26 protein-coding genes are annotated in these 25,719 nt (G+C 70.6%); 11 read left to right on the top strand and 15 right to left on the bottom strand.

Going from position 1 to position 25,719, the window contains the following annotated elements; all coding sequences use genetic code 11:
- Positions 1 to 9: 9 nt before the first annotated feature.
- Entirely contained in the window at positions 10 to 576 is a 567-nt protein-coding gene (locus ABD340_RS30260; protein WP_344593538.1) for an RBBP9/YdeN family alpha/beta hydrolase, read from the bottom strand.
- Positions 577 to 605: 29 nt separating this feature from the next.
- Here ABD340_RS30260 and ABD340_RS30255 point away from each other — a divergent pair, with 29 nt between their 5' ends.
- Positions 606 to 986: a MerR family transcriptional regulator gene (locus ABD340_RS30255; RefSeq protein WP_344593536.1), complete on the top strand. Its 381-nt coding sequence runs from the start codon at positions 606 to 608 to the stop codon at positions 984 to 986.
- Positions 987 to 1,568: 582 nt separating this feature from the next.
- Here the strand turns inward: ABD340_RS30255 and ABD340_RS30250 are convergent.
- On the bottom strand, positions 1,569 to 2,276 hold the full coding sequence (locus ABD340_RS30250; protein ID WP_344593534.1) for an HAD-IC family P-type ATPase: 708 nt from the start codon (positions 2,274 to 2,276) through the stop codon (positions 1,569 to 1,571).
- A gap of 232 nt (positions 2,277 to 2,508) precedes the next feature.
- Here ABD340_RS30250 and ABD340_RS30245 point away from each other — a divergent pair, with 232 nt between their 5' ends.
- Together ABD340_RS30245 and ABD340_RS30240 are read left to right on the top strand one after the other, a co-directional pair.
- A complete protein-coding gene (locus ABD340_RS30245) occupies positions 2,509 to 2,832 on the top strand; it encodes an SHOCT domain-containing protein (protein ID WP_344593533.1) in 324 nt (107 codons plus the stop codon).
- A gap of 111 nt (positions 2,833 to 2,943) precedes the next feature.
- The gene (locus ABD340_RS30240) at positions 2,944 to 3,528 is read left to right on the top strand and encodes an Rv1733c family protein (protein WP_344593531.1); all 585 of its coding nucleotides are present in this window, start codon (positions 2,944 to 2,946) and stop codon (positions 3,526 to 3,528) included.
- A gap of 568 nt (positions 3,529 to 4,096) precedes the next feature.
- On the opposite strand, the gene ABD340_RS30235 is transcribed toward ABD340_RS30240, so the two are convergent.
- The 4 genes from ABD340_RS30235 to ABD340_RS30220 all read right to left on the bottom strand — a co-directional run bounded on the left by ABD340_RS30235 (position 4,097) and on the right by ABD340_RS30220 (position 7,643).
- The gene (locus tag ABD340_RS30235) at positions 4,097 to 4,471 is read right to left on the bottom strand and encodes a CBS domain-containing protein (RefSeq protein ID WP_344593529.1); all 375 of its coding nucleotides are present in this window, start codon (positions 4,469 to 4,471) and stop codon (positions 4,097 to 4,099) included.
- Between the two features lie 43 nt (positions 4,472 to 4,514).
- A complete protein-coding gene (locus ABD340_RS30230; protein WP_344593528.1) occupies positions 4,515 to 4,718 on the bottom strand; it encodes a DUF1918 domain-containing protein in 204 nt (67 codons plus the stop codon).
- Between the two features lie 171 nt (positions 4,719 to 4,889).
- A complete protein-coding gene (locus ABD340_RS30225) occupies positions 4,890 to 5,744 on the bottom strand; it encodes a universal stress protein (protein ID WP_344593527.1) in 855 nt (284 codons plus the stop codon).
- Positions 5,745 to 5,909: 165 nt separating this feature from the next.
- Complete coding sequence (locus ABD340_RS30220; protein WP_344593525.1) at positions 5,910 to 7,643, bottom strand: GAF domain-containing sensor histidine kinase; 1,734 nt, start codon at positions 7,641 to 7,643, stop codon at positions 5,910 to 5,912.
- A 129-nt stretch (positions 7,644 to 7,772) separates the two neighbouring features.
- Between ABD340_RS30220 and ABD340_RS30215 the strand changes: the two genes are divergently transcribed.
- Positions 7,773 to 8,459, top strand: a complete 687-nt coding sequence (locus ABD340_RS30215; RefSeq protein ID WP_344593523.1) for a response regulator — start codon at positions 7,773 to 7,775, stop codon at positions 8,457 to 8,459.
- Between the two features lie 169 nt (positions 8,460 to 8,628).
- Positions 8,629 to 9,078: an Hsp20/alpha crystallin family protein gene (locus ABD340_RS30210; RefSeq protein WP_344593521.1), complete on the top strand. Its 450-nt coding sequence runs from the start codon at positions 8,629 to 8,631 to the stop codon at positions 9,076 to 9,078.
- Positions 9,079 to 9,275: 197 nt separating this feature from the next.
- Here ABD340_RS30210 and ABD340_RS30205 read toward each other — a convergent pair whose 3' ends face one another.
- The 3 genes from ABD340_RS30205 to ABD340_RS30195 are packed head-to-tail and all read right to left on the bottom strand — an operon-like array spanning position 9,276 to position 13,024.
- Positions 9,276 to 11,186, bottom strand: a complete 1,911-nt coding sequence (locus tag ABD340_RS30205; protein ID WP_344593520.1) for a GNAT family N-acetyltransferase — start codon at positions 11,184 to 11,186, stop codon at positions 9,276 to 9,278.
- 47 nt (positions 11,187 to 11,233) lie between these two features.
- The gene (locus ABD340_RS30200) at positions 11,234 to 11,947 is read right to left on the bottom strand and encodes a universal stress protein (RefSeq protein WP_344593518.1); all 714 of its coding nucleotides are present in this window, start codon (positions 11,945 to 11,947) and stop codon (positions 11,234 to 11,236) included.
- Between the two features lie 36 nt (positions 11,948 to 11,983).
- Positions 11,984 to 13,024: an Acg family FMN-binding oxidoreductase gene (locus tag ABD340_RS30195; RefSeq protein ID WP_344593517.1), complete on the bottom strand. Its 1,041-nt coding sequence runs from the start codon at positions 13,022 to 13,024 to the stop codon at positions 11,984 to 11,986.
- Positions 13,025 to 13,223: 199 nt separating this feature from the next.
- On the opposite strand from ABD340_RS30195, the gene ABD340_RS30190 reads away from it, so the two are divergent.
- Positions 13,224 to 13,778, top strand: coding sequence for a flavodoxin domain-containing protein (locus ABD340_RS30190; protein WP_344593515.1), 555 nt, complete (start codon positions 13,224 to 13,226; stop codon positions 13,776 to 13,778).
- A gap of 106 nt (positions 13,779 to 13,884) precedes the next feature.
- Here the strand turns inward: ABD340_RS30190 and sulP are convergent, their stop codons facing one another.
- From sulP to ABD340_RS30165, 5 genes are all read right to left on the bottom strand, one after another.
- Positions 13,885 to 15,588 (bottom strand): sulfate permease, encoded by a 1,704-nt coding sequence (gene sulP / locus ABD340_RS30185; RefSeq protein WP_344593513.1) that lies wholly within the window; start codon positions 15,586 to 15,588, stop codon positions 13,885 to 13,887.
- Positions 15,589 to 15,788: 200 nt separating this feature from the next.
- Entirely contained in the window at positions 15,789 to 16,643 is an 855-nt protein-coding gene (locus tag ABD340_RS30180; RefSeq protein ID WP_344593512.1) for a universal stress protein, read from the bottom strand.
- A 152-nt stretch (positions 16,644 to 16,795) separates the two neighbouring features.
- Positions 16,796 to 17,209, bottom strand: a complete 414-nt coding sequence (locus tag ABD340_RS30175) for an OsmC family protein (RefSeq protein ID WP_344593510.1) — start codon at positions 17,207 to 17,209, stop codon at positions 16,796 to 16,798.
- A gap of 40 nt (positions 17,210 to 17,249) precedes the next feature.
- Positions 17,250 to 17,717, bottom strand: a complete 468-nt coding sequence (locus ABD340_RS30170) for a Crp/Fnr family transcriptional regulator (protein ID WP_344593508.1) — start codon at positions 17,715 to 17,717, stop codon at positions 17,250 to 17,252.
- A gap of 5 nt (positions 17,718 to 17,722) precedes the next feature.
- Positions 17,723 to 18,571 (bottom strand): universal stress protein, encoded by an 849-nt coding sequence (locus ABD340_RS30165; RefSeq protein ID WP_344593507.1) that lies wholly within the window; start codon positions 18,569 to 18,571, stop codon positions 17,723 to 17,725.
- A 298-nt stretch (positions 18,572 to 18,869) separates the two neighbouring features.
- Here ABD340_RS30165 and ABD340_RS30160 point away from each other — a divergent pair, with 298 nt between their 5' ends.
- The 4 genes from ABD340_RS30160 to ABD340_RS30145 all read left to right on the top strand — a co-directional run bounded on the left by ABD340_RS30160 (position 18,870) and on the right by ABD340_RS30145 (position 24,001).
- Entirely contained in the window at positions 18,870 to 19,322 is a 453-nt protein-coding gene (locus ABD340_RS30160) for a universal stress protein (protein ID WP_344593505.1), read from the top strand.
- Complete coding sequence (locus tag ABD340_RS30155; RefSeq protein WP_344593504.1) at positions 19,319 to 21,724, top strand: glycoside hydrolase family 65 protein; 2,406 nt, start codon at positions 19,319 to 19,321, stop codon at positions 21,722 to 21,724. Before ABD340_RS30160 ends, ABD340_RS30155 begins: the two co-directional genes overlap by 4 nt.
- Positions 21,725 to 21,812: 88 nt before the next feature.
- On the top strand, positions 21,813 to 22,496 hold the full coding sequence (locus ABD340_RS30150) for a CBS domain-containing protein (RefSeq protein WP_344593502.1): 684 nt from the start codon (positions 21,813 to 21,815) through the stop codon (positions 22,494 to 22,496).
- A 5-nt stretch (positions 22,497 to 22,501) separates the two neighbouring features.
- Positions 22,502 to 24,001, top strand: coding sequence for a bifunctional aminoglycoside phosphotransferase/ATP-binding protein (locus tag ABD340_RS30145; protein ID WP_344593501.1), 1,500 nt, complete (start codon positions 22,502 to 22,504; stop codon positions 23,999 to 24,001).
- 99 nt (positions 24,002 to 24,100) lie between these two features.
- On the opposite strand, the gene ABD340_RS30140 is transcribed toward ABD340_RS30145, so the two are convergent.
- Entirely contained in the window at positions 24,101 to 24,670 is a 570-nt protein-coding gene (locus ABD340_RS30140; RefSeq protein ID WP_344593500.1) for a hypothetical protein, read from the bottom strand.
- A gap of 308 nt (positions 24,671 to 24,978) precedes the next feature.
- Here ABD340_RS30140 and ABD340_RS30135 point away from each other — a divergent pair, with 308 nt between their 5' ends.
- Positions 24,979 to 25,623: a CBS domain-containing protein gene (locus tag ABD340_RS30135; RefSeq protein WP_344593498.1), complete on the top strand. Its 645-nt coding sequence runs from the start codon at positions 24,979 to 24,981 to the stop codon at positions 25,621 to 25,623.
- Positions 25,624 to 25,719: the final 96 nt, after the last annotated feature.

The following is a 25,719-nucleotide window of genomic DNA, read 5'->3' as shown; positions in this document are numbered from 1 at the left end:
TTTCACCCATTACGACGCGATGGCTGTAAGAACTTCGCCTAGCGAAGTGACGCCGTCAGAAGCAAGGAAGTGACCGGCTCCGGGGACCACTTCTGTGGAGACTCCGAGCAGGCCGGCAAGGCGGTCGGTGTGACCGGGCGGTACGTACGGGTCTGCGTCTGACCGGATGATCGTGAGTCGGCCGATGTGGTTGCTGAGCCCCTCCACCTCACAGCCGTCTCCGATGTAGGAGTCCAGGTCCGGGAGCGCGGGGAGTGGGTCGACGAATCCGGAGACCAGCACGAGCACGCCAAGGTGCCAGGGGCCCGGAAGGGAGCGCAGATAGCGGAGCACGGTCAGACAGCCCAGGCTGTGCGCGACGATGACCGAGTCCTCGTCGGGGGTGCCTACGTCGGCGCGTACGGCTTCCGTCCACTGCGCGGGGTCTGGAGCCAGTGAGTTCGGAAGAGTAGGGATCGTCGTCGGTATGCCGTCTGCTGTGAGCTGCTCAGCAAGCCAGCCAAACCAATGGTCCTCGGGGGACGCGCCGTAACCGTGGATGATCGAGGCACGCCGCTGGGTTGTTCCAGTTGTCATGCCGAAGGACGGTATGGGTTCACGCCAGCGTGAAGGTCAAGTCGACAAGGGGAATCCAGGTGCTGATCAGCGAACTCGCCGAGCTGACTGGTGTGAGCGCGCGGGCACTCCGCCACTACGAGGACTGTGGACTGTTGGTCCCGGCTCGCACCAGCAACGGGTACCGGGATTACGCCGAGTCCGATGTCACGCGTGTTGCGCAGATCCGGACGATGATCTCCGCTGGTTTGGGAACCTCGACCATCCAGAGGTATCTCGACTGCGCTCGCACCGGCGATCACGGCACGTCCCTTGAGCTGTGCCCAGACCTGCGGGCTGAACTGGACTCCTTGGCCAGACGACTTGACGCCAGGCAAGCCGAACTCCGCAAGACACGACGACGATTGAGCAGGCTGTCATCAGTCGGTTGAGACGCGTCAACAACGTCATGGCCAGCAACAACTAGGTCGACGGCCCGTGTGGCTCGAGGCCATACTCACGGGTCCAGATCCCTGCAGCCGGAGCTCTGGTCAGGACCCACGGGGCTCATTGTGACCGATCTGATGGCACCTCGACACGACCTTGAACAGAATGCAGTCGAGAAGTTACCTAGTGTGAGAATATGGAGCGCAACGGTAGTCAAACCATGTGAGCAACGTTCTATGACCACATAGAACGAGGGCCGTACGGCGTCACAGTGACCCCTGCGGTCAGGAGACCCTGCAAATGGATCGGGATCGCAGAGGACGCGGGCTCGCCGGGCCGTCTTCCGTCCAGTCCGATGCGGCGCGGCGAAACGAGCAGCCTCGGCTGTTCACACCAGCCGAGGCGGCGGAGATGCTGCAAGTGCGTGAGTCCTGGCTGCGCAAGAAGGCCAGCGCTCGCGCGATCCCATGCACGTTCATCGGCAACCATACGGACCGCACGATTGCGCAGCTCAGGGGGATAACGGGACGGACGTGCCATGACTCGATCCTCTCAGGGAATCGAGCCTCCATCAGACCCGGGGCGCATCACGCCGCGATACGGCCGAGTTCTGTGTGCCCGCCGGTGGCGAACACGATGCCGACCGCCCGGCCTCCGACGCAGGTGGTGCCCGAGAAGACCAGGTTGGGCTCGCGCAGCAGCGCCAGCCCCTCCTCCGCGGGCGCGGCCACCCGCTCCACCGGCATCGACTCGCCGGTCAGCATCGACAGGTCGACCTCCACCGCTCCCTCGACCAGCCGGGCGTCGGCAGGGATCTTGTCGCCCTCCTCCAGCACCACCAGGTCACCGGGGGCCACCTCGGCGACATCCACCGCCCGCGATTCGCCGTCACGGATGACCTTGGCCCGTTCAGGGAGGTAGGCCTCGAGCGCCTCCACCGCCCGCTCGGCCTGCCGTTCCTGAAGCAGCGCGAACCCGGCGTTCACCATGATCACCGCCAGGATCGCCCACCCCAGAACGGGAATACCGCCTACGAATGCCAGCGCACCCGCGGCCCACAGCAGCAACGCCAGCGGATGGGCCAGCTGCTGGGCCGCCTCACGCGCCAGAGACGTCCGCTCCCGCCGCCGCACCTGGTTGGGGCCGTAGACAGCGAGCCGCCGGGACGCCTCACGCCCGGACAGTCCGCTCGGCCCCGTCCCCAGCTCCTTGCGCAGCAACGGCAGCGGCTCTCGTGGATCAGTGACCTCACCGGTGGCTTCGGTACCCGCCCCGCCCGCGGACCGGGCGGGCACCTGCGCGGAAAAGACAGCGCGTGGAGAACGCTTCATATCTCCAACCTGCGCCCGTCCGTCCGACTGGCAGGAGGGACGAATGCCAGGCCCTTGAAGGGCAAAGGTCCCACCCGAGCCGCACACGCCGACCGCGGACAGGGGCAGCCATGGCCTCTTGGCCTGCTTCGCCGGGACCTTCGGCCCTTTGATGGCACCGGGCGTGGCCGGAGGCTGGAAGCAGAGGAGGTGCGTGATGAATACCTGCTGGTGGGGCTGGGGCCATATGAACGGCGGCTGGTCCGGCTGGATGATGATCTGGAGCCTGTTCGTTCTGATCTTCATCTTGGCCGCCGCGGCGGCCGTCATCACGTTGATCATCAGGGCCGCCGCGCGCCCGCCTCACACCGCCGCTCCTGCGGCCGACCGAGCCGGGCGTGGCGGGGAGCGCGCCCAGGATGTTCTCGCCGAGCGTTACGCCCGCGGCGAGATCGACTCCGACGAGTACCGGGAACGCCTGGCGACACTGACCAGGACGCCCGGTGACCCGGCCCAGGGACGATCCGACGATCCCGGCTGATCACGTCGCCGCCTGGATCCGGGGGCCGGACGGCGCGGCCGAAACCGGAAACGACAGGACTCAGCCAGGGGTCCGGGTTTCATGCCCGGGGTCGTTTCCCCGGAGGTCACGATGAGATCTGATACCGGTTTGGCCCGTGTAGACCGCCTGCGACGTCGCTGCGGTTTTGACCGCAACGAATTGCGTCGTGACGTCGACCGTCGGCAGCGGTCGTTCACCATCGCCCTCGTCGCGCTCTACCTCGGTGCCGCCCCTATCGCCTCCGTGCAACTCTCGGGGGCGGTCTACGAGCACGGGCTTCGTGCCGAGAAGCAGGAGGCGGCCACTCGTTACCAGGTCGTCGCCACCATCATCGACACCGGTCACCAGAGCGCTTCCGGATGGAGCACTCCTCGGGCCGCCTGGGCCGGGCGGGACGGCAGACATCACACCGGCACGATCGACACCTGGCGCGGAGAGGCGGATTCGGGCGAGCGACAACGCATTTGGGTTGATGTGTCCGGCCGTCCGGCGATCCGGCCGAGGGCGCACTCTCAGACGCTCGGCGATGGCTGGAGCACCGCTCTGGGGACGTCCCTCGCGATCGCCGCCGTCCTCTGGGGCATGCAAAGGATCTTCCGCCACCACTGCGATCGCCGCCGCTACAGGGAATGGGACTCCGAGTGGTCGCGGTTCGACAACCGTTCTGCCGGTTGAGCCGGGATCATGAGGGCCTATCGCCCAGCACCGGTCCGATGCGCGGCGAGGTACTCGGTACAACCTCCGATCGTGGCGAGTTCCGGATAGTCCTCCTCCTCGACCCGCTGCCCCGCGTGCTCTCCTCGGCCTCCTCCAGCCAGGCGAAGATCGGTTCCAACTCCTCCTCCAGACCGGCGCGGCGTTCCGACGGGACGGCCGCCGCGGAGCCCGGTGCCCCCGCAGGACGGAAACCGCTGCAGAACGTCGTGGAGTGCCGGCACCGTAACTCCCTGGACTTACCCGCCCGGTCTCCTCATCGTCGGCGTAGCATGCAGGCTGACAGGGCCGGACCACCTTCGCAGGACGAAAGTCCCCTTCACGCGAACGCACGAACAGCGATCATGAATCGCGCGGCAGGTCGCCCGACAGCGCCAGAGCGAGCCAGACGATCGCGCGCATCCGCCACCCGATCCGCCGCTCTGCCCGCAAGACCCGGGTCCCGGCCCCCGGCCTCGGCTGCCGCCCGGTCCGGGGGCGGGCCCAGGCGGTCGGCCTGCAGTGCACCCATCGCGCAGCGCCCGGTCGGCTAAAGGGCCCATGTTTCCAGGGCGAGCAGATCCCGCATCGACACCATGCCGACCAGCCGTCCGCGGTCGTCTACCGGCAGGTGTCGGATGCCCGCCTCCAGCATCCGGCGGGCGACCTCACCCGAGTCCTCGTGCAGGGCCGCCGTCCTGATCTGCGTCGAGGTGTACGCCGCGGCCTCCTGGGAAGCCGGGTCGGCCGCTGCGGCCAGCGCCTCCACCAGGTCCCGTTCGGTAATGATCCCGCCGACCTTCTCGCCGTCGAGCACCGCCAGCGCTCCGACCTCCTTCTCCACCATCCGTCGTGCCACCTCGGGCAGCCGATCGTCTGCCTGGCAGCCGAAGACCATCGGACGATAGACGTTACTGATCAGCATGTTCCCCCCTGTCGGATCGATCGCGTCCCCGCGACGCGACCGCCTACTCCTTCGGTGGCTTGGACGGGTGGTGCTCGACAGTGGCGTCGGAGGCGGGGAAGAACGTGCTCTCGTGGCCGTCGTCCCACCGGACCAGGTACGGCGGTTCCCCATCCCGCCCGTGCACCCCCAGGATCTCGGCTTCGCGGTCGGAGTCGCCCACGTGATGTCCGTGGACGACCAGCCGGTCGCCCTTACTCGCTCGCATGGCGTCCTCCCTGAACGTTCGGTTGAGATCCATCATGGTGCGCCTGGCCGGGGACGACCAGGGACGAAGGTCTGTATTGACACAGGTCCGCGGCCATGTCGCCCGAGGGCCCAGCTCGGCGGCCCTTGTCATTTCCATGATCAGTGTGTGAAGGCAGGCCAAGACGGCATGTCACTTGGCGCGTGCGACGGCGACCGGGCAGTGGGCATGATGGATCACCCCATGGCTGACAGATCCAAGCCAGGGACTCTGGTACCAATGGTGATCGAGCGCGCCCACGACGACCAGGTCGGCGTTGCGAGACGCGTCCGTCAGCGCGGCGACGGGGTGCTCGCGCACGACCTCCTCGATCACCTCGGTGCTCGGTTGCGCCTTGCGCCAAGGCATGAGCCTCTGGAGGACGTCTGAGCGCAGCTTCTCCTCCGCGTCCCTGGCGTCGATCTCCTGCCTCAGGTCGACGAGGGCGTCGCCGATCTGCCAGGCGTGCACCACCCGGACCCGCGCGCTTCGGACGGCCGCGGCCTCGAAGGCGTACCCCAGCGCCACGGCCGGGTCGCCGATCAGGTCGATACCCACGACGATCTCATCGTGCCGGGGCACGGCGTCCCCGCGCACGATCACGACCGGGCAGGCGGCGTGCGCGGCCGCGTGCAGCCCGGTGGAGCCGAGCATCAAGCTGGCGAACCCGCCCAGCCCCCGGTGTCCCACCACCAGCTCGAAGGCCTTCTCGGACCGGTCGTGCAGCGCCGTGGCCGTGCCCTCGGCGACCAGCTCGGTGGTGACATCGATGCCGGGATGGCGCTCCCGGGCCCTGCGCCCGGCCTCGTCGAGGATCCTCCTGCCAGCGGTGTTGACGGCATTCGCCGCATGACTGGACGAGACCAGCGGTAGTTCACGCAAAGCCTTTTCGAGCGAATGCACGATGCGCAACGGACGGTGACGCAGCGCCGCCTCATCGGCTGCCCAGTCGATGGCACGATCAGCACCCGCGGAGGCGTCGGTGCCCACGATGATCGGGTCGGACATCTAGCTCAGCTCCTCAGAAGGTGAGTTGCCAAAACCACAGGGCGAGGCCCTGTCCCTTCAGGCTTGTCGGCCGCACAGTGGATCGCGAACGGCGGCGTGCCCGTCGTGGACGACCCGAGCGCCGGACGGTGACCTCTCCGGCCCTGTTTCAGGTTTCTCGGCCGTTCACCCGGCGTGGTCCGGGTCAAGCAGGACGCGCCATTGCAGGAGGGTGCCGCCCTCCGGACGCCGGCCTGCGTGGAAAGAGCCGCCCAAGATTCTGGCCCGCTGCTCCATGTTGCGCAGGCCGCTGCGGCGGCCGTTCGCCGGGATGCCGACGCCGTTGTCCTCGACCCGCAGGACCAGTTCGCCGCCGCGGGCCTGAACCGTGACCGCGGCCTGCGTGGCGTCGGCGTGCCGGGCGATGTTGGACAGCGCCTCCTGCAGCACGGCCAGCAGGTGTTCGGCGATCTCGTCCGGGATGTCGGTGTCCAGATGCCCGTCGAGGCGTTCGGAGGGCGCGAAGCCGAGGCGCTCGGCGGCGGCGTCGACGATCCTGTGCAGGCGGCTGCGCAGGCTCACCTGATCGTCGGGATCGGCCTGCAGGGCGAAGATGGTGGAACGGATCTGGCGGATGGTGTCGTCCAGGTCGTCGACCGAACGCTGGATCCGGTCGGCCACGTCCCGCCGTTCGGTCAGCTTGATCGCCGACATCAGGGACATCGCGGTGGCGAACACCCGCTGGATCACGGTGTCGTGCAGGTCCTTGGCGATCCGGTCGCGGTCCTCCAGCAGGGCCAGCCGCTCGGCGTCGCGGCGCCGGTCGGCCAGCTCCAGCGCGACCGCGGCCTGGGCGGCGAACGCCTCCAGCAGCCGCTGCGCCGAACCGCTGAACGCCTGCCCGCCGGGCCGGTTGACCATCGACAGCACCCCGCGCGCCGACGCGCCCACCCCCAGCGGCACCACCAGCAAAGGCCCGACCTCCAGATCCACGAACAGCGCGGTTTTCCGGGCGGCCTCCCAGCCCTCCTCCAGCCGCAGCGCCGTCCCGCTGGCATAGACACGCCCGGCGGCGGCTTGATCGATCGGGATCCGCACATTCCTCAACTCGCCGGCGCGGTGGCCGTCGGCCGCCACCACCGTGAACTCCCCGGCATCCGGGTCCGCCAGGGCCACCGCGGCCAGGTCGGCCTCGGCGACCTCCCGAGCACGCTGAGCGACCAGCGCGGTCACCTCACGCGTGCCGGTGCCCGACAGCAGGGCCGTGGAGATCTCCGCCGAGGCCGCCAACCACTGCTCCCGCCGCCGCGCCTCCTCGTACAGCCGGGCGTTCTCGATCGCCACGCCGGCCGCGGTGGCCAGCGCGGTGACCACGGCCTCGTCCTCCTCCTCGAAGTCCCCGCCACCGGCCTTCTCGGTCAGGTACAGGTTGCCGAACACCTCATCCCGCACCCGGATCGGCACTCCCAGGAAGGTGTGCATCGGCGGATGCCCCTCGGGAAAGCCGTGGGACTCGGCATGATCGGCGATCTCCGGCAGCCGCAGCGGACGCGGCTCCTTGATCAGCAGTCCCAGGATCCCGTGCCCGTGCGGCCAGTGCCCGATCGCCTCGATCTCCTCCTCGCCCACCCCGACCGTGATGAACTGGACCAGCCGCTCCCCCTCTTCGCTGATCACGCCCAGCGCCCCGTAGCGGGCGTCGACGAGGGTGGTGGCGGCCTCGGTGATCCGGCGCAGCACCGTCTCCAGATCCAGCTCGCCGCCGATCGAGACCACCGCTTCCAGCAGCGCGTGCACCCGGTCCCGGGTCCCCCGCGCCGCCTCCAGCCGCGACTGGAGCTCGGCCAGCAGCTCGTCCAGCCGCGTCTGCGGCAGGATCACCCCGGCCCGATCCTCACACCCGCGATGCTCCTGCGACACCGCCGGACTCCCTTCCGGAGACGCGGGGACCTAGGTCCTACCGACCGCGGGACCTCCGGCCTTCCTGCCCGGCCGCACAGCCCGCTAACGTCAATTCCATCACCAACCAAGACCAGAGGGAATGGCGCCATGAGCAGCCAAGTCGATACTGGCGACGCGATCCGGGTGTTCCTTCTGGACGATCACGAGGTCGTCCGGCGCGGCGTGGCCGCCCTGCTCTCCGCCGAGGACGACATCGAGATCGTCGGCGAGGCCGGCACCGCCGGACAGGCCCTGGCCCGCATCCCCGCCGTCCGCCCCCACGTCGCCGTCCTGGACGTGCGGCTGCCGGACGGCGACGGCGTCACCGTCTGCCGCGAGATCCGCTCCGCCATTCCCGAGGTCGCCTGCCTCATGCTCACCTCGTTCGACGACGAGACCGCCCTCTTCGACGCCGTCATGGCCGGAGCCGCCGGCTACGTCCTCAAGCAGATTCACGGCTCCGACCTCGTCGGAGCCGTCCGCACGGTCGCCTCAGGCCAGTCCCTTCTCGACCCCCGCTCCACCGCGCGGATGCTGCGGCGCATCCGCGAACGCCAGGAACGCAAAGACCCACTCAAAGCCCTCACCGGCCAGGAACGCCAGATCCTCGAACTCATCGGCGAAGGGCTCACCAACCGCCAGATCGGCGAACGCATGTTCCTGGCCGAGAAGACCGTCAAGAACTATGTCTCCCACCTCTTCGCCAAACTCGGCATGAGCCGCCGCACCCAGGCCGCCGCCTACGCCGCCCAACTCAAGTCGGAAACGCCCGGAAACCAGGACCGCGAGCATTGATTCACCCCCGAACCGGGGTGACACGGCGGGCCAGGTTCACGGCCTGGTCGGGGCACGGCCCGAGGATGGGACCAAAGTCCTTCCGGTCTGGGAAGGGCGGCACTTCCGGATGGTCCTCCCCAGGAGTGGACTGGCAATCGGAGTACCGCTCATACATGGGGAGGTCGAAATGAGCCGACTGGAGCGCCGGGAACCGCGGACGCTGTTCCCCGAACTGCTCGACTGGCTGGAGTCACCGGTCACGGCGCTGCGCCCCGGGCTGGCACAGGCCATCCGCGTCGAGGATTTCGTCGTCGACGACGACTATGTGATCCGCGCGGAGCTGCCGGGCCTGGATCCGGGCAAGGACGTCGAGATCACCGTCACCGGCGGCACGCTGCACATCCACGCCGAGAGGCAAGAGTGGCAAAAGGAGACGCATCGCTCGGAGTTCCGCTACGGGACGTTCAGCCGGTCGCTGGCCCTGCCCGCCGAGATCGACCCTGATGAGATCACGGCGGATTACGACAAGGGCATCCTCACGGTCCGGGTACCGCTGCCGAAGGCCGCCAAGCGGGAGGCCAAGCGGATCACCGTCCAGAACGTGGTCCAAGGGGAGACCGGCACGACGGCCGATTGAATGAAGTCCCGAACCGCCATTGGGGCACCGGGGTTCACGCTCCGGTGTCCCACCGTGTGGTCTTCTCGCCCGCCAACGCAATTCTCCGGAATGCGGCCCTCCGGGGAACGGGCCGCACTCAGCGGAGCCGGCGGAGGAAGGGGTCCCAGACTCGGTTCGGAGCGAGCCGGACACGGGCATCGACGACCATGACGCCGTCATGGCGGACGATCACGGGGTTGAGGTCCAGCTCGGCGAAGGGGCGCGAGCCGCGCGGCCCGGTCGGCCAGCGCCTCGGTATCGACGCCGCCCGCGCCGAACACCACCAGCGGGCCGAAGATCTCTTCCTGGACCAGGCCGCACAGCACCTCCACGCCCTCGGCGGCCATCGCCTGGACCAGCACCCCGTGCAGATCACCGCCGAACCGGTCGGCCGACCCCCGGTAAGCGGCGCGGACGTCGTCCTCGCCCCTTAGGTTCAGCCGTAGTGCTCCAGCGGCGGTCTTGTGCACCACGCCGGGAACATGGGCTTTCAGCGCCACCGCACCACCCGACTCAGCCGCGGCGCGCGCCGCGGCGTCCTCGGAGCCGGCCCAGCGCCATGGAACGGAGGGAAGCCCGTAGGTGTCCAGCAGCCGGTTGGACACGATCGCCACCCGCGGTCCCGCGGGAAGCGGCTGCAGGGCCAGCAGCGCGGCCGTGTCGACGAGATCGCCGAGGTCGTCGGCGGCGATGATCCCGGCCTGCCGGAACAGCGCCCGGCGGGTCACAGCGGGAGTCGCGGCGGCGGCGGTGTGCGAGGCGGCCGCCCGCGTCCCGGCGGCCGAGCGGCCCGCCACCACCGTCAGCAGCGGCATCCGCTCGGCCACCCGGCGCGCCGTGCGGGCGAACTTGCGCGGGTTGCCGAACGACTCCACGTGCACCAGGCCCAGGCGGGTATCAGGGTCGGCCTCCCACCACATGAGCATGTCGTTTCCGCTGACGTCGTACTTGTCGCCCACCGAGGCGAACGAGGACACCCCGATTCCCAGCCGCGACAGGTGATCGAGCAGCGCGATGCCGACTCCGCCGGACTGCACCGCCACGCCCGCCGCGCCGATGTGCGGGCTACCGGCGGCGAAGGTGGCGTTCAGCCGGGAGGCGCCGTCGGCGATGCCCAGGCAGTTGGGGCCCACCAGGCGCATGCCGTGCGTGTGGCAGGCCGCCAGCAGGTCGCGGCCCTGCTCGGCGGTCAATCCGGCGTTGATCACCACCACTGCCCGGGCGCCTCGGCGCCCGCACGCGGCGGCGGTCGGGGCGACGGCCGCGGCCGGTACCGCGATGACGGCCAGATCGGGCGGCTCAGGCAGTTCGGCCGGGGACGCCAGGCAGGGTGCCCCGTCCAGTTCGGTCCCGGCGGCGTGCGGGTTGACCGCGTACACCGCACCGCCGAACCCGCCGGTGCGGATGTTGTGCAGGATCGCCGCCCCGATGGACCCGGGCCTGCGGCCGGCGCCGATCACCGCGATCACCGCCGGGCGCAGCAGCGGTTCCATGCTGGCCACGGCGGCGCGGCACTCCCGTGCGGCCACCGCGTCCAGGTAGTGCTCGTCGGTGTCCAGGTAGCGGTCCCCGCCTTCCAGTGGCAGGGTCGCCTCGATCACCCCGGCGGCGTACCCGCGGCGCGCCGGCAGCCCGGCGGCGGCGAATACCCGCAGCATCGCCGAGTTCTCCGCCAGCACGTCGGCCCGGAACGCGCGGACGCCGCGGGCCCGCGCCCACGACGCGAGATGCTCCAGGAGCAGGGTCCCGACCCCGCGATGGTGCATGCGCTCGGCCACCGCGAACGCGATCTCGGCCTCGTCACCGACACCGGTGCACTCGTACTGCGCCACGCCCACCAACTCTCCCTTCAGCCAGGCGCCCAGCGCGAGGTGATCAGGTCCCGGCTCGCGGCAGACGCCGGCCGCCACCTGATCGACCATCGAGCGGTTCAGCCAGAAGAAGCGCAGGTACAGGCTCTCGGTGGAGAGGCCGGCGTGCAGGGTGCGTACCGCGGCGAGGTCCTCCGGCGTCAACTGCCTGACCTGGACCTGGACGCCATCGGTGAGCAGCGCGAAGACCGGGGCGGTCGGAGCGGACTGTGTCATGGCCACCACTTTCGGGCCTGCTGGCCCGGCCGCACAGTGGCCAAGGGTCACCCACCGGCGGGACCTTCGGCCCCAACGCCTCGTCGCCGGGCGGGCGGCGTCCGGTCGGCGACCACCGGCGTCACCACCACGTCCGGGAAGCGCGCCGACCAGCCCGTGAGGGCCTCCGACAGTTCAATGTCCTCGACCAGCCGCTGATGGGGCGATCCGAACTCCCCGCCGATGGCGTGCACGGCCACCAGCCGCGAGCCGCGCAGCGCCGCCTCTTGGAAGGCCCACTCCAGGAGGTCCGTTTCGGGACGCCGGCCGTCGACGCCGACCACGATCTCCGCGGGGAAAGGGGCGGCCCGCGGCACGACCAGAACCGGGCAGTGCGCGTGCGCGGCGATGTGCAGGCCCACCGAGCCGAACAGCAGCCCTTCGAACCCGCCGACGCCGCGGGCGCCCACGGCGACCAGGGAGGCCCCCTCGCTCTCGGACACCAGCCCGTGCCCAGGCTCCTGGGCGCGCAGGCGAATGGTGATCTCAAGGCCGGGCGACTGCTTCAGCGCGTACTGCCGCGCCTCGTTCAACAGATCCGTCCGCTCGGCCTCGAGATGCTCGTACGCGGTATCGGAAAAGCTGCCGTCCCGCACGAGCAACCGCGAGCAATGGACGAGGCGCAGCGGCAATTCATGCAGGCGGGCATGTTCCACGGCCCAGTCCAGCCCCTGCCACGCATGGGCCGATCCGTCGATACCGACGATGATCGGATATCGCATGGTCCACCTCCTTCCGCGGCCCCATGTACGGTTCGTTCATGTCCCCGGAATCGGTTCCGGTTCCCAGGTGATGACCTCGTCCACGGGGCGCCGGACGGTGGTGAGCTCGGGGCCTTCGGGCACGCCGAGCCGGAGCAGCATCTGCGGGTACTGCCCGTTGCAGAACCGCGCGCGGATGAATTCGCGCAGCTCCGGAACCTCCAGGGCCTGGGTGTGGAACGCCGCCGCCAGTTCCTCCTCCACCGTGGCCCGCAGGAGCATCCGCTGGAGCGCCTGCCCCGCGCGGATCCAGTCGCGCGGCGTGTCGGCCGGCGTGGTGACCAGCATGACCAGTCCGGTCACGAGAGGAGGGCCTTCGGTCTCGGGGCCGTCGTGGACGCCCCAACCGTGGCCGCGTGCGAAGTCGCGGCCCGGGAAGTCCGGATGGGTGTGCGGAGGCGACCCCGGGTAGGCGGTCTCATGGACGCCGTCGGTACGCCTGCTGCCTGGCCGAGGAGCCCAGCGCGCCTCCTCGGCCGCATAGGCGGGATCCAGGCGCTGCAGATGCCCGGCGGCCTGGGTCAGCCCGGCCAGGGCCTGCTGGGTGTGCTCCTCCACGGCCCGGATCAGCCGTGCCCCCTCCTGCTCGGCCTCCAGCTTCAGCGCATCCGGCAGCGACGGCCGGATCTCGGCGGCCCGGAACGCCCCCCGATGCGTCCGCCGCCTCCGGACCGCGTCATAGAGCCGCGGAGCCTGGTCGTCGCCGGAGACCCGGGCGCCCAGGCGGACGTCCGCCAGCAGGTGCGGCCGATCCGGATCGGGCAGCACGCTCACCTCCGGTTCGAAGCCGAGGGCCCTGATCGCGATCCGCAGCGTGAACAGCGCCGCGCCACAGCTGATCAGCATCTCCCTGCCCGCGGGGTCGGCGACCGCGAGCCGCCGGTCGGCGTCGGCGCGCAGGCTGATCCGCGAGCCGCTCACGGCGAAGGCCCACGGCTGGGTGTTGTGCACCGACGGCGCCCACACGGCCGTCTCGACCGCCAGGCGGACGTCCCGCGCCGGCCGGTCCGGCGCGTCCTGCGACCTCGTCCGAACCATGATCACTCCCCCTCACTCGTCCGCCTTCCAGGCGACCACCGCGGCCCCTCGCCCGGCAGAGGCGAAGGTCCGTTCCCCTGGGGGACCTTGGCCATGAAGGGCGCTTGGGACGTTCGCCCCTACCGACCGTTCGCCCGGCCGTATTTGCTTTGAGCAGGGGGAACGGAGCTCCCGAACACACCTTCGGGGAGGTGGTGACATGATCGTGCTGGTGGGATACGCGGGCGCGCACGGATCCACACTTTCCATCGCGGAACGGATCGCCGCCGCTCTGACCGGGCGCGGGATCCGGGTGGACGTCCGCCCGATGGACACGGTCGAGAACGCCGGCATGTACGGGGCCTTCGTCCTCGGCAGCGCCGTTCACGATCAGAAGTGGCTGACGGCGGCCACCGATTTCGTCCTCGGCAATCGCGACGCGCTTGGACGTCGGCCGGTGTGGGCGTTCAGCGTCGGAACGCCCGCGGCACTGCGCGGCCCCTGGCGGCGCATGGCCGGACGGGAGGCCGCCAACATTTCAGCCAGCCTGCAGGAGAGCGTGCGGCTGCGCGGCCACCGCCTGTTCTCCGGGATCATCCGGCGGGAGCACCTCTCCTTCGCCGGGAACCTGATCTTCAGGGTGATGGGCTGCCGGTACGGCGACTACCGGGACTGGGAGGCCATCGACGCCTGGGCGAGCGGCATCGTCCGAGAACTGGCGGAAGGCGACCGGCCCGAGGCCGGACGATCGACGGCGGCGCGCGAGGACCCGTGAACGACCGACGCGGAGAACGGCACGCTCTGCCCAGGAGGCGCCCGACGAAGGTCACTGCCGGGCGCGATGTGAGCCCTGCCGCCGTGAGAATTCCTGCGGAACAGCGCTACCCGGCCGGCGGTGGGTGTTCTCGGGACCACCGTTCGTACGCCGCGACGGCGGTGGGCAGCGTGGGGAAGAGCCGGTCCGCGCCGATCCGGTCGGCGAGCCCGAACGCGCGCAGGTCGTCCATGAGGTCCTGCTTGACGCGGGCCAGCGCGAACACGATGCCGCGGCGCTCCAGTTCCTCGCGCAGCCCTTCCATAGCGTCTAGGCCGGTGATGTCCACCTCGACGTTGGCCTCGACGTTCAGGACGAACCAGCGCACCCCGCCCTCGCCACCGGCGGCGTCGACCGATGCCAGGGCCCGGCGCTTGAAGTCGACGGCGTTGGCGAAGAACAGCGGCGAGTCGTACCGGTAGATCACCAGGCCGGGGATCACCCTCGCCTCCGGATAATCGTCGACATCGTGCATCCCCGCCAGGCCGGGCACCCGCCCCAGGATCGCGTCGTGCGGCCGGGCCACTCGCGCCAGCAGATCCAGGACCGACAGCCCGATCGCGACGAGCACCCCGTAGAGGATGCCGAAGGCGAGGACACCGACCAGCGACGCCAGGGCCAGCACCAGTTCGCTGCGGCGGAACGCCGCGAGCCTGCGGAACCCGGCCACATCGACGAGGCGGGTGGCCGCATAGATCACGATCGCCCCCAGCGTGGCCATCGGGAAGAGCGCCAGCAGCGGGTGCAGGAACAGCAGGACGCACAGCACGCTCGCGAGCGTGACCAGTGAATACACCTGGGTACGGGCCCCGGAGGCGACCGCGATGGCCGTACGGCTTCCGCTGCTGCTCACGGGAAAGCCGTGCACGAGCCCAGCCCCGATGTTCGCCGGTCCCAGCGCCAGGAGTTCCCGGTTGCCGTCGACTTCCTCCCCCGGGGCGGCGAAAGCGCGGGCGGTCAGCACGTTGTCGGTGAACCCCACCAGCAGGACACCGACCGCGGGCAATAGCAAGTCGGGCAGCACGTCCAACGGCGGCACCCCGAGTCTCGGCAGCCCGGCGGGAACCTCACCCACGACCTTGATCCCGGCCCGGTCCAGCCCGAAGACCGCCACCGCGACGGTCGCCAGCAGGACGGCCAGCAGCGGGCCCGGGGCCCGCGGAAACCGCCATTGGACGCCGAAGAGGAACAGCAGGCTCGCCAACGAGACGGCCAGCGTCCCCGCATGGACGTCCTCAAGACCCCGTGCGAAGGACACCACCTCGTCGAGGAAGCCGTATCCCTCCGTCGGGACGCCACTGACCTTCTCCAACTGCCCGACCACCATGACCACGGCGACCCCGGCCATGTAGCCGACCAGGATCGGGCGGGAGAGCAGGTCGGAGGCGAAACCGAGGCGCAGGCACCACGCCCCCAACGCGAGCAGCCCCACCACCAGCGCGAGCCCCGCGGCCAACCCCGCGTACGCGGCGGGGTCTCCCCCTGCCAGCGGAGCGACCACGGTGGCCGTCATCAGGGCGGTCGTGGACTCCGGCCCGACCGAGAGCCGGCGCGAGGAGCCCAGCAGAGCGTAGGCCACCAGCGCGGGGACCATCGCCCACAGGCCGGCCACCGGAGACAGTCCCGCCAGCCCCGCGTACGCCATGACCTGCGGCACCAGATATGCCGCGACCGTGATCCCGGCGAGCACATCGCCGCGCAGCCACGATCGCGGATACCCGAACCCCTGCGGGCCTCCCGCGCCCTTGACCTTGCGCAAGAATCCGATCACCGTCCCGCCCCATGCGCGTGGGCCTTCGGACGGCCCCGCCAGAGGCCGCCCCGAGCGTTCCGGGTGGGGCGCGCCCAGGAACGGCGCCGCTCTCGGGAATCAGTCCTGAGGCAATGGCCCCGGCCTTTCGGGCCATCGAGCGAAGGACGCCAGAAGCCCGGTACTTCACGGAGCCCCCAATGCGCTTGCACGCGCCTACGTCACCTGGTCCGAGCGACGGCGACCGGGCACTGGGCGTGGTGGACCACGCCGTGGCTCACCGATCCGAGCCGGGAGACCTCGAACCGGCGGTGGTCGTGGGCGCCGACGACCACCAGATCGGCCTGGCGGGAGGCATCCGACAGCGCGGTGACGGGATGCTCATGTACGACCTCCTCTCTCACCTCGATACCAGGGTGGGCCTTGCGCCAGGGCGCGTGCGCCTCGACGACCTGCCAACGCAGCTTCTCCTCCACCTCCCTGTCATCGATCGAGCGGCCCAGGTCGGCCAGGGTGTCCCCCAGCCGCCAGGCGTGCAGCACCCGGACCCGGGCTCCGCGCACGGCGGCGGCCTCGAACGCGTACCCGAGCGCCGGGGCCGGGTCGGCGATCAGATCGATGCCGACGACGATCTCACCGTGTCCGGTTCCGGCGTCGCCGCGTACGATCACGACCGGCCCGGCGGCGTGCATCGCCAACCGCAGCCCGGTGGAGCCGAGCATCAGGCCGGCGAACCCGCCCAGACCGCGGTGCCCCACCACCACCTCGAAGGCCCGGCGGGACTGGTCGCGCAGGGCCGTGGCGGTGCTGTCGGCGACCAGTTCGGTGGTCACCTCGACGCCGGGGCGCCGCTCGCGGGCCAGGTGCTCGGCCGCCTCGAGGATCCTCCTCCCGGCCTCGGTGACGGTGTCGGCCACCCGGCTCGGCGCGAACAGCGGCAGCTCGTACAGCCCCTTGTCGATCGAGTGCACGATGTGCAGCGGACGACGGCGCAACGCAGCCTCGCCGACGGCCCACTCGACAGCGCGGTCCGCCCCGGCGGAGGCGTCGGTGCCCACGACGATGGGATCGGACATCTTCCTCAGCTCCTCCACGGAACGACGCGCCAGATCACGCGGGCTGTGATCCGGCCTTTTCAGGTTCGGCCACCGACCGGGGCGCGTTCAGGGGCCTTAGGTCCCGCGATGGCAGCGGATGGTCCCGGGCCGGTGCCTGGACGGTTCGGGCTTCAGAGCGTCTGCTCCGCCACTCCGATGTCGATCTCGATCCGAGGCGGCCTGAGCAGGGTGTTGTGGAGGGCGCAACGTTCGACTGCGGCCTGGAAGCCTGCTTCCTGCGCTTCCGGTAGGCGGACCGGTGGCCGCACCGACAGGTCGATGCGCGCGATGCGAGCCGGAGGGGCCGCGCTCATGGTGAAGCGGGCGCCGGCTTCCAGCCCTTGCGCGGGCAGGCCGTGGGAGGCGAGGTAGCGGCGCCCGTAGTGCGCCGCGCAGGCGGCCAGTCCCGCCACGAACACTTCGACAGGGGTCGGCCCGGCGTCCATGCCGCCCGCCGAGAACGGCTGATCGACGTGGATCAGGTGGTCGCGGATCAAGATGGCGAACGCGTCTTCCTCACGGTGAATCACACTGATGTCGTCCATGGCCTTCCTCCCCAGAACGCGAAGCGCCCGGTGTGAGTGCCTAGGTGCGCTCGGCCGGGTGCGTGTACAGGTCGAGCAGGCGCATCCGGGTGGCCTGCAGGCGGTCGACGATGACCTCGCTGAACCGGCTGGTCAGCTCGTAGGCCATCGCGGGGTCGATCGCGCACAGCGCGCGGACCAGGGGGCCGTCGAACTCGATCGCGCGCACCGGCGCCCGCGCGACCGCTCCGAACCGCCACCGGTAGGGGGCGTGCAGCCAGGACCAGCCCAGCACGGCGCCCGGCCCGAAGGTCTCGATGATGACCGAGCCCCGACCGGGCACGTGCAGATCGAGCGCCACCATCCCCGCCTGCACGATCCAGAACCGGTTGGCGGGGCCGCCCTCGTCGAAGATCCGGTGCCCGGCCGGGAACTCGACCGGCCGGGCCGTGCTCGCCAGCCGATCCAGCGCGGCTCTGGACATGCCGGCGAAGAACGGCTCCCGTGCCAGAGGCGCTTCATCGATCATGGCCATCACCCGCCCGGGACGATCCCGACCGTGCAGGGAGCGTGTTGAAGCATGGCGCCGCTGGTCGCGCCCATCAGCAACGGGTCCAGACCACCGGTCCCCCGGGTGCCGACCACCAGGAGATCGGCCTCGCGGGCCACCTCGAACAGCGCCTCGCGCGGCGGAGTCAGGATCACCGACGCGGACGCCCTGACTCCCGGATACCTGATCCGCCAGGGCTCCACGGCCTGCTCCAGCCGCGTTTCGCTCACCTGCCGCAACTTCTCCTCCTCCGCGAACAGCGCGAGATCGCTCTCGGGCACGGCACTGGGCTCCCAGCAGCCGTGAACGGCACGCAGCTCCCATCCGCGCAGCTCCGCTTGCTGGAACGCGAAGGCCAGGGCCGCCTCGCCCCCCGGCGATCCGTCGACCCCCGCGACGACCCGCCCATGTTCGGTACCCGTCGAACGGACGACCACAACCGGACGGGTGGACCGGGCCGGAAGGCGCAGGGCGGTGGATCCCACCGGCAGCTCCCCCTGCCCGTGCGAACCCACAACGGCCAGCTCGGCGTCCTGCGCCTCATGCATCAGCGCGGCGTAGGCCGGCCCGTCCATCAGGCACTTCCAGACCACCAACGCCGGCGCCGCCCGGCGGGCGATCTCCACCCCGTGATTGAGGAGACGCTCCCCCACCCCCTTGACCCTCGCCATGCCCTCGTAGTCGACGAAGTCGGCGGGGTAAGGCCAGCGCCAGGCATGGAGCACCTTCAAAGGCAGCCCCCGCAGCCGCGCCTCCTCCACCGCCCAGCGCAGCGCGGCCTCGCTCTCATTGGAGCCGTCATAACCGACGAGCACGCATCTCCCCATGGCCATCAGCCCTTCTCTGCCGGCCCCGCCGAACCGGATCTCTCCCTCCCCGGTCTTCCCCCATGGGACAACGAGCCAGGCCAGCGTCCCCAGGGGCGAACGTCCCGAACCGGCGGGACCTGCGCCTACCCCGAGCAGGTGGCCCAGCCGGACGCGACCCCTCGCGCGAAGCGCCAGGCAAGCCCCCGGGCCCCGCGCAAGGGGCAGGCCCCCGTTGGGGCGAAGGTCCCAACGTCCCGGGCCTCTCGGCTCTGTGGCGGTGCGTGCACCGGTGGTGGGGTGGAGGTCGACGAAGGAGGTCTTCATGCAAGTGATGCCCGCTCAGCGATGCGTGATCGTCGGTGTCGACGGCTCACCCAACTCGATGGCCGCCCTGCGCAGGGCCGCCGAGGAGGCCCGGCGCCGGCGCGCCCGGCTCGACGTCGTCCGCGTCCTCGCCCCTGCGGCGGGCACGGGCAGGCTCCCGCGTCCCCTGCGCACGATCATGGAATGGCTGCGGCTGCGCAGCCTGGTCGCCCGCGCGGTCGTCCGTTCCCAGCACCTCACCACCCGGCTGCGCATCGCCTATGGGGACCCCGGGCCGGTCCTGGCCGAGCAGGCGGCGCGCGGCGAGCTGCTGGTGATCGGCGCCCGCAGGCACTCCGAGCACGGCAACCCCTTCGGCGGGACCACTGTTCCCGTCGTCCGCGAGCGCGCCCGCTGCGAGATCATCATCTGCGCCGACCACCGCGTCGGGCTGGGCGGCGACCGGGCATGAGCCGCTGGCTGCTCTCCTATCGCGGGTACGACCCGGAGGCCGAGGGCGTCCGCGAGGCGCTGTGCACGCTCGGCAACGGCTACTTCGCCACCCGAGGAGCCCAGCCGGAGGCCACGGCCGACGGCTTCCACTACCCGGGGACGTACATCGCCGGATGCTATGACCGGCTGGCCTCGACCGTGGTCGGCCGCACCGTCGTCAACGAGGACCTGGTCAACGCGCCGAACTGGCTGCCGCTCACCGTGCGGGTCGAGAACGGCCCGTGGTTGGGGCCCGCCGTCCTGTCCTCCTCTAGCTCCCTGCTGTCCTACCGGCAGGAACTCGATCTACGGCGGGGTGTGCTGACCCGGCTGCTGCGGTTCGCCGACGAAGCCGGGCGGGTCACCCGGATGGCGCAGCGCCGCCTGGTCTCCATGGACGATCCGCACGTCGCGGCGCTGGAGACGACCATCGTCGCCGAGAACTGGAGCGGCCGGCTGGAGATCCGCTCCGCGCTCGACGGCCGCGTGACCAACGCCGGTGTTGACCGCTACCGCCTGCTCAACGGTGCCCACCTCGTCCCTGCCTCGGAGGGCGGGCACCAGAGCGAGACGGTGTGGTTGACCTGCCGCACCGCCACCTCCGACGTCGGGATCGCCGTGGCCGCCCGAACGCGCGTTGACGCCGCGGACAAGCGGACGGCGCACGAGGAGCGCGGGTGGATCGCCCACGACCTCGTCGTGGAAGCCGCGGAGGGCGTCGCCATCACCGTGGAGAAGGTGGCGGCGCTCTACACCTCGCGGGACCGGGCGGTCGAGGAGCCCGGGGAGGCGGCACGGACGCATACCGACCGGGCCACGGGCTTCGATGAGCTGCTGGAACGGCACACCCTGGCCTGGGGGCGGCTCTGGCGCCGCTGCCAGCTCGGCGTGGACCGCGAGGACGTCCAGCGCGTCCTCAACCTGCACATGTTCCACCTGTTGCAGACGGTGTCGGAGCACACGGTCGACCTCGACGTCGGCGTGCCCGCACGGGGTCTGCACGGGGAGGCCTACCGGGGCCATGTGTTCTGGGACGAGCTGTTCGTGCTGCCCTTCCTCACGCTGCGGTTTCCCGAGATCGCCCGCTCGCTGCTGCTGTACCGGTCGCGCAGGCTGCCCGAGGCGCGCTGGGCCGCACGCGAGGCCGGCCACCGTGGCGCGATGTATCCCTGGCAGAGCGGCGGCGACGGGCGCGAGGAGACCCAGCGCCTGCACCTGAACCCGCGCTCGGGCCGCTGGCTGCCCGACCACTCGCACCTGCAGCGGCACGTCGGGCTGGCCATCGCCCACAACGTCTGGCGGTTCTACGAGGCCACCGGCGACGCCGAGTTCCTCGCCGAGTACGGCGCCGAGATGCTCCTGGAGATCGCCCGGTTCTTCGCCGACCTGGCCACCTACAACCGCACCCTCGACCGGTACGAGATCCGCGGCGTCATGGGCCCCGACGAGTACCACGACGGGTACCCCGACCGCGACGAGCCGGGGCTCGACAACAACGCCTACACCAACGTCATGGCCGCGTGGGTACTGTGCCGGGCCCTGGACGTGCTCGCCCTGCTGCCCGGCGACCGTCGCGACGAGCTGCGCGAGCGCCTCGGGCTGACCCGCGAGGAGATCACCCGGCTGGAGGACGTCAGCCGCAAGATGCGGGTCGTCTTCCACGACGGCGTCATCAGCCAGTTCGAGGGCTACGCGAACCTGGAAGAGCTGGACTGGGAGGGCTACCGGCACCGCTACGGCGACATCCGCCGCCTCGACCGCATCCTGGAGGCCGAAGGCGACTCCCCCAACCGCTACAAAGCATCCAAACAGGCCGACGTGCTGATGCTGTTCCACCTGCTCTCGCGCGAGGAGATCGACACCATCCTGGCCCGGCTCGGGCACACCCCCGCCCCGGACCTGATCAACAGGACGACCGCGTACTACCTCCCGCGCACCTGCCATGGATCGACGCTCAGCTCGCTGGTCCACGCCTGGCTGATGGCACGCGTGGACGGCGAGGACGCCTGGCGCCTCTTCATGGACAGCCTGAACAGCGACATCGGCGACAGCCGGCACGGCACCACCGCCGAGGGCATCCACCTGGGGGCCATGGCCGGCACGGTGAACCTCGTCCAGCGCTGCTACGCCGGAATCAGCACGCAGGGCACGGTGCTCCACATCGACCCACGCTTGCCCGCCGGCGTCGGTGAGGTGCGTCTCGGGCTGCGCTACCGCGGGCACTGGGGCATCGACGTGTCCGTCCGCCACGACCGGCTGCGCGTGGCGCTCAACCCCGGCGTCGCCTTCCCGATCGAAGTCGCCTGCGGCGGTGAGACGGCCGTGATCGAGCCGGGCGGATCCTGGGAAACACCCTTGCTCGACGGGCGGCCGGCCGCCTGACCAAGGCCCCCCGGGCCAAGGACCTTCGCCCCTCCAGGCCCGCCTCCCCGCTGCCTAGCGTCGGAACCGGGACAACGGGAGGAACGCCATGCAACGCCGAACGGTCGAGCAGGTCATGACCACACCGGTCATCGCGGTGGTCGAGGAGACCCCTTTCATGGAGATCGCCGAGGCCATGGCCAGGCACTCCATCAAGGCCGTACCGGTGGTCGACCGGGACGGCCGCGTCGTCGGCATCGTCAGCGACGCCGACCTGCTCCACAAGGAGGAATTCAAGGAGCCGGGCGGCCTCGAGCGCCGGCTGTTCGAAGGCCGGCGCCGCCGCTCGGCCCGCGCCAAGGCCGCCGCCACCGACGCCGTCGGGCTGATGACCGCGCCGGTGGTCACCCTGACTCCCGGCATGCCGGTGGCCAAGGCCGCCAGGATCCTGGCGGAGCACGGTTGCAAGCAGGCCCCGGTCATCGACCGCACCGGACGGCTGATCGGCATCGTGACCCGCTCCGACCTGCTCCGCCTCTTCCTGCGCTCCGACGAGGACATCCGCGACGAGATCATCCGTGAGGTCCTCGTCCGCGGGCTGTGGCAGGACCCCTCGCGCATCCACGTCCGCGTGCACGAGGGCGTCGTCGGCCTTTCCGGCCAGTTGGAGACCAAGAGCCTCGTCCCCGTCTGCGTACGGCTCGCCGCCGCCACCGAAGGCGTCGTCGACGTGGTGAACGACCTCACCTTCGTCCACGACGACACCGTGGCCCCGGCCTACCCGGAGGTGTGAGGCAGATGGGACCCGCGCCTCCGGGCGCCGCCATCGCCGAAACCCACTGCGGTGTGGTGTTCTTCGTCGGTGACCGCGCCTTCAAGCTGAAGAAGCCGGTCGACCTGGGCTTCCTGGACTTCCGGGAGCGCCAGGCACGCGAACGGGCCTGCCGTCAGGAGGTCGACCTCAACCGCCGCTTCTCCCCGGACGTTTACCTCGGCGTCGCCGACGTCCACGGCCCCGACGGCACCGTCTGCGACCACCTGGTCGTGATGCGGCGGATGCCCTCCGATCGCCGTCTTTCCACCCTGGTGGCCGCCCGCGTCCCCGTCGACGAGGCGCTGCGCGCCACGGCCCGCACGCTGGCCGCCTGGCACGCCCGAGCCCCGCGGGGGCCGGAGATCTCCGCGGCTGGAAGACGTGACGCGCTGCTGGGCCGCTGGACCGAAAGCTTCGACCAGGTCCGCCCCTTCCACGGCCGGGCCATCGACGCCGCCGAGGCCGCCGAGATCGAGGCACGCGCGCGCGATTTCCTCGCCGGACGGGCCCCGCTGTTCGACGCCCGCATCGCCGACGGCCGCGTCGTCGACGGCCATGGCGATCTGCTGGCCGACGACATCTTCTGCCTGGACGACGGCCCGCGGATCCTGGACTGCCTGGAATTCGACGACCGGCTCCGCAGCCTGGACGGCCTGGACGACGCCACCTTCCTGGCCATGGACCTGGAACGCCTCACCGCCCCCGAACCGGCCGAACGCTTCATGCACTGGTACTGCGAATTCGCCGCCGACCCGGCCCCGCCCTCCCTCCGCCACCACTACGTGGCCTACCGCGCGTTCGTCCGCGCAAAAGTGGCCTGCCTCCGCCACGCCCAAGGCGACCCGAAAGCGGCGGCCGAAGCCGGCACCCTCGCCGAGGTGGCCCTGCGCCACCTGCGCGCCGGCGCCGTCGGGCTCATCCTCGTCGGCGGCCTTCCAGGCACGGGCAAGACCACCCTCGCCGGCGCGATCGCCGACCGGCTCGGCTGCACCCTGCTCAGCAGCGACCGGATCCGCAAGGAACTGGCCGGACTCGCACCTGACGCCCCGGCCACCGCCGCGTACGGCACGGGCATCTACACCTCCGAATGGAGTCGGCGCACCTACGCCGAGTTGACCCGCCGAGCCCGCCGGTTGCTGGGGATGGGCGAGACCGTCGTCCTGGACGCCTCCTGGACCTCCAAGGACCATCGCGATCCCATCACCGGGCTCGCCCATAAGCAACGGGCGGAACTGCACGCTCTGCGCTGCGAGGCACCTTCGGCGGTCACCATCGAACGCCTCCGCACGCGACGGCACCTCATGTCCGACGCCGATAAGCACATCGCCGAAGCCCTGGCAGAATCCGCCGCCCCCTGGCCTGAAGCCGCCACCATCGACAGCAGCGGCCCTCTGGACGAATCTCTCGACCAGGCCCTGGCGATCGTCCGCCCGCACGGCGCCGAACACGTCTGGCACCGCCGCCCCAGAATCTCCCGTGACTGAGTGAGCACCGCTCGTACCGCTCGTACAGACTCTCCCACGCGAAATGACGAAGGGGCGCTCCCAGCTCGGGGACCGCCCCTCCTTCTTGTGGACGGTCGATCACTTGAGCACGGGGAACCGGCGGACGAGGGCGGTCTCGCCCCACCAGCGGCCGAGACCCAGAGTGTTGCCCGCACTGACCAGGGCCAGGCCGACCAGGACGATGGCGTAGATGATGTGGTCGTCCATGAACGGGTTGTTCTCGGGCGGCAGCACCGCGGTCCACATCATGAACAGCAGCAGCGCGCCGGCGGCCGCGGCCGCGCGCATGGCGATGCCCAGGACCAGCGCGGCGCCGATCCCGGCCAGACCGATCATGAACAACCAGTCGGCCCAGGCCTGCCCGGCCAGGTCGTTGTAGAACCCGGCGAACGGCCCCTCGGGCGAGTTCTTCAGGAAACCGGCGGTCGGGCTACCGCCGTCGACCCATGCCTTGGACGCGGGGGTCTCGTGGCCCAGGCCGAACGTCTTGTCCAGGAAAGCCCACACGAACACCCATCCGAGCGCCAGGCGGGCAATCGCCCACACGTAGCGCGCTGCCGGAGTCTCGGTCAGGGGCCGCGGAGTGGTCAGGTGCAAGGCGCGGGACACCCGGTGCCCATCACGGGCCTTGGGGGTTGAGACAGCCATGGTCGCGTCACCTTTCATCGAGATGGCTCATTCGATCCACTCCGAACTCAACACCCCTGGCCACGCCATCAGCAGGAGTCGAAAGCCCGCGATCTCAAGGGCCTTGGTCCCACGTTCAGCCCGGAAGAAAGGGCCGCAGGTTCCACGCCCTCGAAGCGCCCCTGGTCGAGACACCTCCGCGGCAGAGCCCAGATCCGGGGGGCCGGCCGAAATACCCCATCTTCCAGGGCTTTCGCCCCTGACACCAAGTCGAGCCGCAGCAGACTCTGGAGTCGAGACGACTGCCGGCAACCGCGAGGAGAGCGACGATGACCGCGCATGTACCGCTGGAAGAGCGGACCGTGGCCGAGGTGATGACCATGGACCTGCTCACCATCGCCGCCCAGGAGTCGGTGCTGATGGCCTGGGAACTGATGTGCCGGGCGGAGGTCCACCACCTGCCCGTGGTGGACGTCGAGGGCGGCTTCCTGGGCGTCGTGGACGCCGAGACGCTCACCGCCTCCTGGGAAGCCGCCGGGCCGCACAGGGCGCGCAAGCCCATCACCGCATTGCTCGACGAGCGCTCGAAGGCGTCCGTGCGCCCGGCCGCGCCCGTCCCGGAGGCGGCCCGCTCGATGCTGGAATCGGGCCGCGACCACGTCGCCGTCACCGACTCCCGCGGCGCCCTGGTGGGCCTGCTCACCGCACGTGACCTCATCAACGAACTGGCGGGCGCGGCGCGTCACAAGACCGCCCAGAAATCGGGCATGCCCTCGCTCTACTGCGTCGAGCCCGTCCTGCCCGCCGAATCGCCGACGGCCACGTCCCGGGCGCGGCGACACGCCCCCGACCCCGCCACGGCGCCGCGCACCGGAGCGGAGGGGCCGACCGAGAGTGGCACCTCCCACCACGGCCAACCGGACGCTCGCACAAGGCGCGGGACGGAGGCCCAAGGTCGGCCCGGCCCGCGGTGAGCACGAAACCTCGACATGACCGTCAAGCGAGACGTCCCCGACGGGCTGCATGATCGTTCGGCGTCGGTGCCGGCGGTCTGAGCCGGGTGGGGGTGT

The sequence above is a fragment of the Actinomadura vinacea genome (assembly GCF_039532545.1).
Classification (GTDB): Bacteria; Actinomycetota; Actinomycetes; order Streptosporangiales; family Streptosporangiaceae; genus Spirillospora; species Spirillospora vinacea.
The sequence above is the reverse complement of the archived record's forward strand: the minus strand, read 5'-3'. Positions and strand labels throughout refer to the sequence as shown.